Origin of the sequence: Bacteroides sp. A1C1, from assembly GCF_004328515.1 — a bacterium.
Classification (GTDB): Bacteria; Bacteroidota; Bacteroidia; order Bacteroidales; family Bacteroidaceae; genus Bacteroides; species Bacteroides uniformis.
The window spans coordinates 3189702-3202814 of record NZ_CP036491.1; the positions used below are offsets into that span (position 1 = coordinate 3189702).

Annotated in this window: 12 protein-coding genes; 5 read left to right on the top strand and 7 right to left on the bottom strand. The window is 37.3% G+C overall.

Going from position 1 to position 13113, the window contains the following annotated elements; translation table 11 throughout:
- Positions 1-125 precede the first annotated feature (125 nt).
- Genes EYA81_RS12900 through EYA81_RS12915 form a run of 4 tightly spaced genes read right to left on the bottom strand, consistent with a single transcriptional unit; the run spans position 126 to position 3095 of the window.
- Entirely contained in the window at positions 126-1328 is a 1203-nt protein-coding gene (locus EYA81_RS12900) for a site-specific integrase (protein ID WP_117816672.1), read from the bottom strand.
- Position 1329: 1 nt separating this feature from the next.
- A complete protein-coding gene (locus EYA81_RS12905) occupies positions 1330-1809 on the bottom strand; it encodes a hypothetical protein (RefSeq protein WP_117816671.1) in 480 nt (159 codons plus the stop codon).
- A gap of 3 nt (positions 1810-1812) precedes the next feature.
- Entirely contained in the window at positions 1813-2733 is a 921-nt protein-coding gene (locus tag EYA81_RS12910) for a relaxase/mobilization nuclease domain-containing protein (RefSeq protein WP_117816670.1), read from the bottom strand.
- Positions 2730-3095, bottom strand: a complete 366-nt coding sequence (locus EYA81_RS12915) for a MobC family plasmid mobilization relaxosome protein (protein ID WP_117816669.1) — start codon at positions 3093-3095, stop codon at positions 2730-2732. Before EYA81_RS12915 ends, EYA81_RS12910 begins: the two co-directional genes overlap by 4 nt.
- An 850-nt stretch (positions 3096-3945) precedes the next feature.
- Here EYA81_RS12915 and EYA81_RS12920 point away from each other — a divergent pair.
- Together EYA81_RS12920 and EYA81_RS12925 are read left to right on the top strand one after the other, a co-directional pair.
- Complete coding sequence (locus EYA81_RS12920; protein WP_009319098.1) at positions 3946-4257, top strand: helix-turn-helix domain-containing protein; 312 nt, start codon at positions 3946-3948, stop codon at positions 4255-4257.
- A gap of 33 nt (positions 4258-4290) precedes the next feature.
- Positions 4291-4593 (top strand): helix-turn-helix domain-containing protein, encoded by a 303-nt coding sequence (locus EYA81_RS12925; protein WP_117597312.1) that lies wholly within the window; start codon positions 4291-4293, stop codon positions 4591-4593.
- Positions 4594-4766: 173 nt separating this feature from the next.
- Here EYA81_RS12925 and EYA81_RS12930 read toward each other — a convergent pair whose 3' ends face one another.
- The 3 genes from EYA81_RS12930 to EYA81_RS12940 form a co-directional block, all read right to left on the bottom strand.
- Positions 4767-5525 carry a hypothetical protein gene (locus tag EYA81_RS12930; RefSeq protein WP_131225896.1) on the bottom strand — a complete coding sequence of 253 codons (759 nt, stop codon included), beginning with the start codon at positions 5523-5525 and terminating at the stop codon, positions 4767-4769.
- Positions 5526-5703: 178 nt separating this feature from the next.
- On the bottom strand, positions 5704-6078 hold the full coding sequence (locus EYA81_RS12935; protein ID WP_117597316.1) for a hypothetical protein: 375 nt from the start codon (positions 6076-6078) through the stop codon (positions 5704-5706).
- A 3-nt stretch (positions 6079-6081) separates the two neighbouring features.
- Positions 6082-7314, bottom strand: coding sequence for a site-specific integrase (locus EYA81_RS12940; protein ID WP_117597318.1), 1233 nt, complete (start codon positions 7312-7314; stop codon positions 6082-6084).
- Between the two features lie 821 nt (positions 7315-8135).
- Between EYA81_RS12940 and EYA81_RS12950 the strand changes: the two genes are divergently transcribed.
- The 3 genes from EYA81_RS12950 (at position 8136) to EYA81_RS12960 (ending at position 12972) form a co-directional block, all read left to right on the top strand.
- Complete coding sequence (locus tag EYA81_RS12950) at positions 8136-10025, top strand: P-loop NTPase fold protein (protein WP_036629362.1); 1890 nt, start codon at positions 8136-8138, stop codon at positions 10023-10025.
- A gap of 96 nt (positions 10026-10121) precedes the next feature.
- On the top strand, positions 10122-12014 hold the full coding sequence (locus tag EYA81_RS12955) for an AAA family ATPase (RefSeq protein ID WP_036643881.1): 1893 nt from the start codon (positions 10122-10124) through the stop codon (positions 12012-12014).
- The gene (locus tag EYA81_RS12960; protein WP_118067134.1) at positions 11992-12972 is read left to right on the top strand and encodes a hypothetical protein; all 981 of its coding nucleotides are present in this window, start codon (positions 11992-11994) and stop codon (positions 12970-12972) included. The genes EYA81_RS12955 and EYA81_RS12960 overlap by 23 nt, the downstream gene beginning before the upstream one ends.
- Positions 12973-13113: the final 141 nt, after the last annotated feature.

A 13113-nucleotide genomic window follows, 5' to 3' on the forward strand; every position in this document is an offset into this window, starting at 1 on the left:
TCAATGACTTCCGTATGAAAATCCAACGGCTGGAATTGCAGGATTTTCAATAAAATGTATAACTTTGCGCAAGAGTGAGTCCCTCTGTCTAAGAAATGAATGCTTTTGCTAAACGTTCTCCAATCCTACAAACTTTTCAGAATTTGTGCGTTGGCTTTGTCCACTACGGAATTGTCCAATGAAGCCAGATAAATTTGTGTGGTCGCCTCGGAGTCATGTCCCATTCCTTCACTGATAACCGAAATCGGAATGTTCTTGCCTTTGGCTGCGCTTGCCCATGAATGACGGGCACAGTACATGCTCAGAGGAACGGATATATCGGCCAATTTGGCTATTTCTTTCAGGTTCCGGTTTATTCCGGACATGACATTTCTGTAATGCTTGTGCGTATCCTTAAAAGGATATCTCAATACCGGTAAAAGATAAGGACTGAGGCTGTCTTCCGGGTATTTGCCGACTATCTCCTGCATACATTTTTCCCACCTGATAACCAGCTGCTGCCCGGTCTTTCGTCTACGATACGATAAAAATCCGTTCTGAAGATCTTTCTTTTTTAGGTGAGCCATATCTATGAACGACATGCCACGGGTATAGAAGCTGAACAGGAACATGTCCCTTGCAAATTCCAGATTAGGCTGTAAAGACAGATCCAGATTCTTCATACGCTTGATGGCGGATAAGGGAACGGCACGCTTGACGGTCTTGTCCACTCCCGTATAGACATGCCTGAAAGGATTGCGCTGTTCCATCAGTTCCTTTTCCAAGGCACGGTTATATACCGCCCGAAGGATACGCATGTAGAATGAACTGGTATTCCGTACGGCCCCTTTCCCATGAAGATAGGCTTCATAAAGCTGCATCAGATCCGAATCAATTTCGGACAGCAGAACATCCCTATCTCCTCTGAACTGCATGAAACTTTTCAGAGTACAGGAATAATTTTCAGCCGTGCGTATCTTGCCCATCTGTTTTAGACGGGCTATGATGCCCTGCATGAAGTTGAAAAACGACTGTCCCTCTGTATTGTTCTGAAAAGAAGCTACAATATCATCTGCCGTATATCCGGCTTTCCGGTTATCCAGTTGGCGGATAATCACGTCCAGCCGTTTCAGGTCCCATTCCATGCGTTCTTGCAAGGAAAGGAGCAGATCGCTTCGTTCCGAACTACCGACAATGATACAGCTTTCAGCTTCGTTCCATTCATCCGTAAATATCCGGTAATCCGTCTTTAACTGACGGATTACACGGTTCTGGATAATCTGATAATAGACGGTACCTTCCTTTCCTTCTATGGCGGAAGGTCTGAATTTCACTTTTACACTGGCCATATCAATCGGATTCAGATTCTACCTGTAATTTAAGTGTCTCCTGCATCAGGCTGTCGGAAACAGCTTTCAGCTCGTTCTCGTACCCGTCGGCCTGTTTCCTGACCCATTCGATGGCCTTCTCGTCACGATGAATGTCGAAAACCTTGTTCAGCCAGAGAATATCTTCAGGAGTACACCCGCTCCAGGAACGGATAGCTCGGAACTTCAGGGCATCATCCGCATATTGCCGGTTAGACTGCCAAAGTCTGATATTTCCCCATAAGGACAGGCTGCATACCACCCCCATTCCGACCAAAAGAGAAAATACTTTGCTTGACCTGATGTCAAAACGATGCCGGTGAATATGCCTTACGCATGTCGGGATCACTTCTTCTGCCTGTCCGTCAGTAGGTGTTCCGGCCTTCTGATCCAGCTTCCCGTTTATCATATCAATCTTGTTCTTGATTTCTTCAAACAAAACATATACATTGTCTTTTTCCATGCTTTACCATCTTATTTTTCGTTGTTTTTTCTTTTTCTTCTTTCTCAAATAATCGTCCGGATAACCTTCCGGTTGTTCCGGTTGCGGGTTCGGTGTGAACAGACCTAAAGAACCGCTGTACAATTCATTGCCATGCGATTCCTGCTGATATGCCGGTTCACTCTGAACAGCTACCTGCCTTTTTGTTTCCAAGTGTGACGGTGTCTTTAATGCGGCATCTATCTTGGAATAGCTGAACTGTCTGTCAATCTTGGAACCGCTGAAGGAATAACCGTTCATGATGAACACTACACCCTGTACTTCATCGGATTTTCCCTTGTATTTGAGCCGTACATCCACTCCCTTTTCGTTTAATCCGGCAATCAGTTCCTTCCAGTTCCCGGCCTTTCTGACTTCTGTTTTAAGCAGAATGTAAAGTTCATATTTTGTCTTGTCCGGTTCCCTTAAGCGTTCAGTCTTGACATGATCCTTGCCTTTGGCCATGTGCAGCCCATATTTCAAGGTCAGTTCCTTGCAGATGCGTGCACTCCGTAACCGCTCGTTTTTGTCGGATATGGTCCTGCCGTCATTGTCTATCCGGTTGTAGGCAATATGTATATGGGGATGCTCCTTGTCGAAATGTTTGGCTATAAAAAACTGTGTGTCCCTTATGCCCATCCGTTCCATGTATTCCAGAGCTATTTCTGCCATAATCCGGCTGGTCAGCCTGCTTTCATCCTCTTTGGAAAATCCCAGTGCAATGTGTCCGACCGGTCTGGATACTTTCGGATTCATTCCGGCTTGTGCTTCGAAAGCCTTTGTTATTGTGGCAACATCCTCAATAAACAAGCCGGCATGTGCGATAATCCTGGCATTCTTTTTACTGTCAATGATATAACCGGTAACTTCACGGAATCCGCTTCCCTTTACAATCTTCGCAATCATAGCAGGATATGGTTCAGAAGTTCTTCGATTCTTGCCACCTGTACACGGCATTCCAGCTTTGCCGTATCGAATCCTCCGGCATTTGCCTTATGAGCCAGCTGGTTCAGATTGTTCGCCATACCGCATAGCTTATGGATATAGTCGGAATGTTCGGCTGTTAGTCTTTGCCGTACATATCCCTTACGGAAACATTCCCTCAGGTATTCGCTTGCCGATATGCCTGCGCTTCTTGCCCTGCTTTTCAGCATGTAATAATCCGGTGTCGCCAGTTTCACGGTAACACGGTATTTCAGTTTGTCGGTCGTACTTTTGGGAGGACGGCCGCCCTTGTTGTTTCTTTCTGTATTCTGTTTCTTTTCCATCTGTTGACTATTGCATAAAATGAATGTACTGATTAGACCAGCGGGATGAACCTCTCACTGCGTCCAGTAGTGGGAGCAAGCGGTTTCGGTCTGCCCGAAACACAAACTTGCCCCACTAAAAACCAGAATCCCGCTATTTTGAGCGTCTCTGAATATGCTCCTTATAAATCTGGGAGAAATAATACCGTTGTCGGTATCATCTTATGGAGGGGACAGGCCTGTTTTTCCGTTTCTGTTCATCATGTATTTTCTCATTTTGTTTGCCATGTTCCGATATATCTCGGAATGAATTGTCTGGCAAAAAAAGAATATAAGTTTCCAATAGTCAAACAGTTGGCCGGGATGTGGCAACAATGTAGCCTGTTGCAGTTTGCATGAAGGGCAATCGGTGTGGAATGCGGTATTTTTCCTGTTTGATGAAACAATGAACCGGGGATTCAAACAGTTACTGATCTATTGACTTGAATATTTACTGACTTAATGTCGTACTGTAGTAAATATTCATGTCTGTGAATCATTGAAGGAACAATTCTTTGCTTCCTTAGCTAATCAATGGCTTGGAAAAGTGATGAAGTAAGGTTACATGGAAATAAACCATTCCTTATCCATTGCTATGGACCTTTATTGAATCAGGTTCATAGATCTTTTATTCTATAATTCATTATTGGATGGAGTCCCTGAATATAGGGATATTTGCAGAAAAGGATATGAAAGTGGCCTCATAACTAGGATAATCAGCGCCACATGCTGCCAGTTAAGCGGAAACCATTGCCTTTCAGAATATATGGCTTTTCTTTGTCGCAAACAACGAAAAAAGAATAAACATCAATCAACAAAAAAAGGAAACGATATGGAATTTGTAGGAATAGAAAAACAACTGTTTGAGGAATTGGTGCGTAAGTTTGAATACTTTGAGCATCGGGTCATGGAAATTTGTAACCGGGAGAACGACAGGACGCTGCACAAGTGGATGGATAATCAGGACGTATGCCGGTATCTGAACATCTCGCCCCGTACCTTACAGACACTCCGTGATAACGGTACCCTGCCTTTTTCCCAAATCAATCACAAGATATTCTACAAGCCGGAAGATGTGCAGGGTATCGTCAAGAAAGTTGAGGACAGAAGAAAAGAGGCTCTTTACAGAGGACGTAACATATAACAGTTAAACAATAACCACTAAATCCATAATAACATGAGTGAACTGAGAACAGACAGCAGAGAATGGGTACACCGTATCATGGGAAGTCTTGACCGTATGCTGGTCGGGATTGAGAATCTGGCGGTCGGAACCCGTCCCGTACTGGGTGGTGAACGCTATCTGACCGACAAGGAAGTGTCGGCACAATTGAAACTGAGCAGACGCACGCTTCAGGATTATCGTAATGAAGGGAGAATATCCTATTACCAGTTGGGAGGTAAAATCCTATACCGGGAGAGTGATATTGAGAAAATGCTTCAGGAGAGTTATCGGGAAGCATATATGAGTAGTAAATAAAAGATAAGCATAAAGGCTGAGTGCCGGTCTGGATGAACCGATGTCACACAGCCTTTATGCTTGTATGATGAACAATTATAAATCTTCGGGCATGGGGATGACAAGTACTTACTATACAGGATTTCGTAAATAGAGGAATTTTATACAAAAAAATGTAGATGATTGATTTGCTACTAATTTTGATAAGTTAATTCCGAAATACCTTCAATAAAATTGTGCATTTTTTCCATAACAGATTTTAGGTTGTCTAAATCGATATCAATTTCATTTTTGAATATTGGATTAATATTTTCTTCATTATTATTAGTCCCAACATAGGCATATCTGAAACTGAATGATTTATTATCAATTCGATTTATTTCATTTATAAGTTTCTCAAAGGCTTGACATTCTACTGTTTGAGTCTGTTGTATATACTTTTTTAATTGATTCCAAATTGTTAATAAGCTATGTTCCTTGTCATAGCCAATTTGTTCAGGTGTAATTTCGTTATTTGCTATTTTGAATTTTCTAATAGTATCCTTCATTATTATTTCTAAATAATGCCTAAAACAGAATAGGATTGGGAAAATTAAAGAATCTTTCGTTATATTATTATTGCTATTTTGCGCTTTTATTAAAGTATCGATGGCAATTGTGTAATATCCTTCTGGTATTAAAATTTCCTTCAAATTATTGCTCTGTCTTACCATTGACAAAGAACTGTAGTCTGATGGTTTCTTGATTAAAATATCATTTTTTTGTGGATATGTATATTCTACTGTTTCACTTGAATTAAAAATAGAACATTCATTCATTGATGAATGTTGTTTTTTGTGAAGCATAAGAATGGGACAATGTTTATGTTTACATTGTTTATATAATTTCAATAATTGATTGAGTTTAATTCCTTTTCCTTTGTTTCTTAAAATATTTCTATTCTTTTTTACCATAATGACATTTGATTGATATTTTGTAAAATTACTCTATTATTTTGAGTGTTACAATTAATTGGAATATTAAAGATCTAGAACATTTTTATGAGAGTATATTTTTATATTATTATATGTGGATAATTAACCGCAAAATTTGCGGCTTATTATCCGCATGAAACACTGAAATCAATATTTATCAGCATTTTAGATATGACTTATGATTTCCATTCACCATGCAGATAACCATTGACTTTTCAGATTGGAACAGTCTGCTTATTATATACTCACGTAATTGTTGTGCCGGATAAGTATTAATCTGAAAGGCAAGCGCAAATATCATTTCCAGGTTATAGACTACCTGATACCCCTCTTTTAACGGAATACGTTGTTCTGCGGTGAATGGTTGCAAAATCTCAAGTTTATATATTCTTCTTTTCGCTGCTCGTAAGGTCGGTGCAACCACATTGAACAAACCGACAAGTTCGGCTTCGTCCATACGAATCTTATCAGGATGGACAGCAGGAATAACAATTCTGCCGTCCTCCATTATATGGATAATTTCTCTTTTCATAAGCTACAGACAATTTGAAAGTACATCCCTTACATTATTCATATCTTTCAGAATGGAACTGTCGAGTACCCTTGCATAGTGCTGCGTCATCTTGATATTGGAGTGACCGAGCATTTTGGCTACATTCTCAATGCTTACCCCATTGGCCAAACAGACAGATGTGGCGTACGAGTGGCGGGCGGTGTGTGTAGTCAGGTTCTTCTTTATCAGGCATAGGTCGGCAATCTCTTTCAGGTAGCTGTTCATCTTCTGATTGCAGGGGACAGGCAGCAATACTCCTTTCTTTTTGCAGGCAGGATAATCTGCATATTTTCTCAGGATTTCCAAAGGAATATCCAGCAGCGGAATATTGCACATGTTCTTTGTTTTCTGACGTGGCTTCCTGATCCACAGGTTTCCGTTGTTGTCTTTTACGATATGCTCAGGGGAAAGTTGTTGCACATCGATGAAAGCCAGACCGGTAAAGGCGGCGAAAATAAAAACATCACGGACTACGGTGATTCGCTCCAGAGAAAATTCCTTGTGGTAGATGGTCAGCAGTTCATCCATAGTAAGAAACTCACGGATTACTTCTTTTTCGTGGAACTTGATACCGATAAACGGGTCTTTGGCTATCCATTCATTGGCCAGTGCCAGATTGGTAATTTTCTTCAGACATTTCATATAACGGATAACGGTATTCTGCTGACATTCCTTTTCCGTCTTCAGATAAAATTCAAAGGCACGTACCAGCTCACCGTTGACTCCCGCCAGCGGCAGATCACCCTTTCCGTATTTCTGTCTGATAAGTTCGGCAAGATAGCGCTTGCAGCTTTCATAACGGCGAACGGTAATCAGGGCGTAGTCTTTCCCGACTAGGGCACGGCATTGGTCATTGTGCTCCTGCATGGTACCGATGAGGGTGCGTACCGCTTCCGGTTCTTTGTCCTGTCCGAAAAATATTTCCTGTAACAGACGTGCCGTTATAGGCTGGTTCTGTTCTTCCAACTCACAAAAAATCTGATGTAATTTGATTCTCGCATTTTCGATATAGGCATTCAGATCACATGATTTGCGGCTTTTGCCTCTGGCGGATTCCTTAGCCTGACTCCAGAGAGACGGGTCAATGCTTTTGCGGATGTTGTTTTCAACTCGCGTACCATCTACAGTGATACGCATACAAACGGATGCTTCTCCGTTTTTCAGCAGCTTGGTCTTCTTCAAGAAGAAAAGCACATTGAATGAACTTCTTTTCATTTTTCCTACAGTTTTTAGTTTGGACAAAAGTAGGAAACCGACCACGTTTTCTTGATACGCAAAACATTGCAAATCAGTGAGAAAGACTCTAATTCGGTGGAGATTTTTGCTCCACCTTTTATCTCCACCTTTTGCTCCACCTCAAACGGTAATATTTTGCCGTTTTTTGCGTGTCGGGGGAAAACAAAAAATCCCGATTTCGCTTGGAAATCAGGATTTTACTGTCTTTTGCTTTTCTTCAAAGTGGTGCCACCAGGAATCGAACCTTTTAGTTTGGTTTACTCTAATCCCTTGATTGACAGCACCTTTTTGCTTTATTTCTTATGAAAACCATCGAATTAGCTTTACACTAAATTCATCGCTTTTCTTTATCAATTCAACAATCATTATCTTTTTGACGATGCGAAGATAAGCAAAAGGTTCGATTTCTGCAAGCCTTTATTAGATTTTTAAACGAAGAACTATGGCTCTTTATCTCAAGAAACGAGCGATTTTGTTAATATGTTGATTGTTAGTATTTTTATTTACTATGTGCTTAACTTTTAATTCTTCTTGTTTGTTTAACAGCCCAAACAGCAAGGTTAGGTGTATTGAAAATCAGCCTAATATTTTTTCGTTTTTAAATGAAAGAGCCGTGAGAAGAAACCTGAAATTTAGTTGTATGGATGTTATTGTATTTAAGAAATTTCACTAACTTTGTTTGTTGTGGATGTGGCGATAATGGATTTGTAGCGTCATTTACTATTTCATATTTAATGTTCTTATTGCTACATTCTTATTTTCCAATGGAGTTAAAATAGAATTATGTTAATAACAAAAGTATGAACAGTTTAATTCTTGATTTTTTAGACAGTTATGCTGGTAATCCTAATCCTCAGTATGCCGTGATGCTGAAAGGAAAATGGGGATGTGGTAAAACTCATCTTATAAAGCAATGGAAGAAGAAGTTTGATAAGACCTCAGATACCAATGAGGAAATTACACTAAAGCCCATCTATATTTCGACCTATGGAATGGATAGCGTGAATGATATTAAGACTGCTATAGATAGAGAATTAAATCCTTTCTTTTATTCGAAAACAGGGCGCTTCATAAAAGGAGCTTTGAAATTAGCCGGTAAGATAGTCTTCAAAACAAGTATGGATTTTAATGAAGATTCTAAAGAGGATGGTTCATTTTCCGCAACACTGGATTCATTGTCGTTACTACAAGTGGAAGACGATAGTATAAAAGGTGTAAAATTTCTGATATTTGATGACATCGAAAGGTGTCTGATAGAAATGAAAGAATTGTTAGGTTTTATCAATTATTTTGTAGAGCACTGTAATTGTCATGTTGTTGTAATTGGAGATGAGAACCACCTTGAAGAACTGCCTAAGGCTGTATTGGATGAGTTTAAGGAAAAGACTATAGGCAAGGAATTTGAAATACAACCCAATATAAAAGAAGCCATCGAATACTTCCTTGACGAAGTTCCGACATCCGATTATTTGAAAGAAATGCGTGATTTCATTATTGACTGTTTTATATGTACAAAATCCGATAACTTACGGGTTTTGAGACAATGCTTATATGATTTTAAAAGCCACTTAAACAAACTTCCTTCCGAACTGATTGAAAAGGATAATATCTTTCTTAAAAATATTCTTGGTTCATTTATTGCAGTGTATGCAGAGTATAGCAATGGTGAAAGCAAAGAGTTAATTTGCAAATGGAGTGAAGAATGTAAATTTTTGCTACACCAAGATGATAATGAGGATAAGCAAAGAATGCAGCATTTGAGAGAAAAATATGATTCCTTAAATAAAAGCTTGGTATATAATGTTTTAAATCCAGGGTATGTTACGGCTATTATAAACTATATTATTACAGGTGCTCCACTTGTAGAATTCATTGCTATGGAAATAAAGGGTAATCAAAGAGAGCTAAAACCTTGGGAAAGGTTATCTGGTTTTTTCGATATGGAACAGCAAGAACTTGAAAGTATTTGTCAAGCTACTATAAATGCCATATTGGATAAAGAAATAAAAGACGCTTATCAACTTGGTTATAGTATTGCATATCTATCATATTTTGCTGCTATTGATGCTGTCTATTTGGAAAAGGATACTGTCTCTTCAATAAAAGAGAGAATAGCAGAAATGATTAATAATCAAACCAGTTTAGAAGAACTTTATCGGCTAAAAGGGCTTTTTATTAGTGGATGTAATTATGTAACCACAGATTCCAAGACTCTAATAACAGATGATATTGTGTCCTATTTTTTGCAGAAGATGAAATCAAAGATTAATGATTTACCAGATCAAATGCAAAAAGCACTACGTAATTTGACAGAAGAAACTGTCGAGGAGCTCATAATTATAGATAGGCAACCTTATCCGGATAAAAGTTGCACATACGAATATCGTACTATATTTGCATCGGAAGATGCAAATACTCTTTTTGATGCTATTTGTAAACTAAGTAATAAAAGCAGAAATTCTTTTACGCAATTTCTTTCTTATCATTATAATTTTGATTATCACCTACAAGATGTGGGGGATAGATATAAGGCAGATATTCCTTGTTTACTCCAATTGAATGATTTGGTTAGTAAGAAAATCAGTGTATTAAAGAGTGTGGACAGGCTTGCCTTTATAAGGTTGAAAGAGGCTTTGACTAAAGCGATTAGGAGGTGTGAAGGCAAGAATGACACCAGTGATTGTATTTAATATAAAAGCTATGCGGATTTAGATTCAGATATTTTCTACATGACAAGAACTAATTGTCTATTTATAACCATTTATCGTATAAATTTATTAAAACAAATGACAAAAGAGCGTATGGAAACCTTTAAAATCATTGGTGTACGACCATTGAAGGGATGTAATAAACATGTAATAAAAAACTTGAGACCTGATGTTTTTTATGCATTTTATAATAATTATGAGCTTAAAGATGGGAAAGTGATAAAAGGCGAACAACAAGTTCCGGATAATTTGTATGCATCCAATATTAGCCTGCACGCTATTGTTGGAATGAACGGTAGTGGAAAAAGTACAATCGTAGAATTAATTATCCGGATTATAAATAATTTGTCTTTTTATATCTTAGGAGAGCAATCTGGAACATACGCCGCTGAGCCATTGGTTCCAGTAAAACGCTTGAAGGCAGAATTGTATTATGAAAAAGATAATGTCATTTATAAGATCGCTATTTCCAACGAAGGCTTTTCATGGACAGACGAGTATGGTAATATAATGGGACACAATAGTGATGATTTGCAATCGCTGTTTTATACGATCGTCATCAATTATTCACATTATGCCTATAACTCATTGGAATATCAGTCCGAAATTATGGGGAGATATAAGAAAAAGTTTTGGATAGAAGCTCTTTTTCATAAGAATGACGGTTATAGAACACCCATTGTTTTGAATCCCTTCAGAGAACGAGGCAATATTGATATCAATGTGGAAACAGAATTGGCAGAACAACGTTCTATCGCTTTTTTTTCTTATTTCAAGCTTTACCACTCTATTAGTTTTCATCCCGATTATGACATTAAATCTTTTGTAATCAAACTAGATAAAGATGGTGTATCACAAAAAGTCAAACATGCGATGAAAAACTATTATCCTTGTTTGGCTAAAATAAAGGATATGAGCAAGGAGGATATGGAAAAACTAATCAAGGAGGCTTGGATAAAAAGATTTCCATTTCTTAATGGCAATAATGAATATTCAGAATATTGTTATCAATATCTTGTCTATAAAACAATGTCTATCCTTGTTAAGTACTCTTTTTTTCAAGTCTATTTCAAAGAAGGTTCTAAACAAGAAAACCCATTTGGTAAGGCTGTGGATATGTTAAAAAAGGATAGAAGTCATATAACATTGAAAATTCATCAGATTCTTTATTACTTGGAAGAACCTTATTATCATGAAGGGAGATATTATTGGAGCGATTTGGAACCTTTCTTAAAGAAAAGATCGGATTCATCTGTTCAGATAGATAAAATTATGTATTTGTTACCTCCACCGATCTTCAAGACCAGTTTTTATTTATCTTATAGAACGGATAAAGGACAACTTGGAGTTGTTAATATAACTGATTTGAGTTCGGGGGAAAGACAATTGGTTTACTCAATGAGTTCAATATTGTATCATGTGCATAATATATATACCATAAAAAATGCCGAAAATCGAAAATCATATAATTGTGTACAGATTGTTTTGGAAGAAATAGAACAATATTATCATCCAGAATATCAACGTATTTTAATAGCTACTTTAATTGAATATTTGAACAAACTTAATATCGATAAGAATTTTAGGATAGACATATTGCTTGTTACTCATTCACCATTTGTGCTTAGTGATATTCCAATGGAAAATATCCTTTTTTTAGAACAAGGAAAGCCTGTCACATCAAAAGTAAAAAAGGAACTGACAGAATCTTTTGGAGCTAATATGTATGATCTCCTTCGTTTCAGTTTCTTTCTAAAGGAGAGTGCTATTGGAAAAGTGTCTTATGAGGTTATTAATAGTTTAATGACCAAGATAATGAATGATACCTCTTTTGATGTATCCTATTTCTATGAACAAACTCAAATCAATCATGGAAATCTTGACAAATACGTCAAACTGGTCGGCGACACCTTTCTTAAAAATATTCTTGATAAAAAATTAGGAAATAATGTATCAACTGAAAATAACTAAAAACACAGATGCCTTAGCGTTACAGCATTTCAATAATGTAAAGGGGCGTTTGTTAGATGATATTAATTACTTTCTTTCTGGTAAGAATAGAATAATGAATAAAGAAAAAATATCTATTCTTAGAGATAAACCTAGTGAAGATTTGTTGAGGTATTTATCTAAAGAGGAAAACTTGAAGGAACTTATAGTGTCCCATCCAGATAAGCTAAGGTGTATAATTTCAAAATTGCATTCAGATGCTTTTGATTCTAGTAAGATTTTAAATCGTATTCTTTATCATATCTTCATTGTCTTTGGATATAATGATAAGTGTTTTAATAAAGATGATTTTTATCGACAAAGCCAAGTGGGGACCTGTCCCTATTGTAATATGGTAGATATCCATTATACTCCCGCAACAGCATTCTCTAAGACGGAGAAAGGAGAATTGGATCATTTTTATCCTAAAGAAAAGTATCCAATGTTGGGATTGTCTTTTTATAATTTGATACCAAGCTGTCCTTCTTGTAACGATTTTCAGCATAAGAATAATTGGGATGTCACATCAGATAAAGAGGATGCGAGCTTAACTCCAATGAAGATAATCAATCCATACGAGTATCAAGATAGTCATTTTTTCTTTGATTATAATTTGAAGTCTCACTGGGAAAATGCAGAAAACGGTGATGTGTATATATTAACAGGTGGAGATAAAAAAGATGGTTATAATGCATTGTTAAACCTGGGTTGTCGATATGATACAATACAGAATCGGGAGAATGTAATTTCCATAATTCGAAAATTGAATAGATATCCTCCCACTTATTTTGATTATTTGAACATGTTACCTATACCAGCAGATTTGATAAAAAAAGAATTTGATGATTGGGGATTCTATTTGAGAAGAGATGAGATTTGTAAATATCCTTTCAGTAAATTTAAATTGGATATATTGGAAAGAGCGAGGACCAATATGTAACTAATAAGTAAGAAGTGTCAAAACTCAATTTTAGTCCAAATGAGCTTTTAAATCAGCCAACCAATTCATACTTAAAGTCTTGCGAATTAGTTGGCTTTTTGTATCTTTAGGAGGCTGTCTCAAAAAATGAGACGCCCCCTT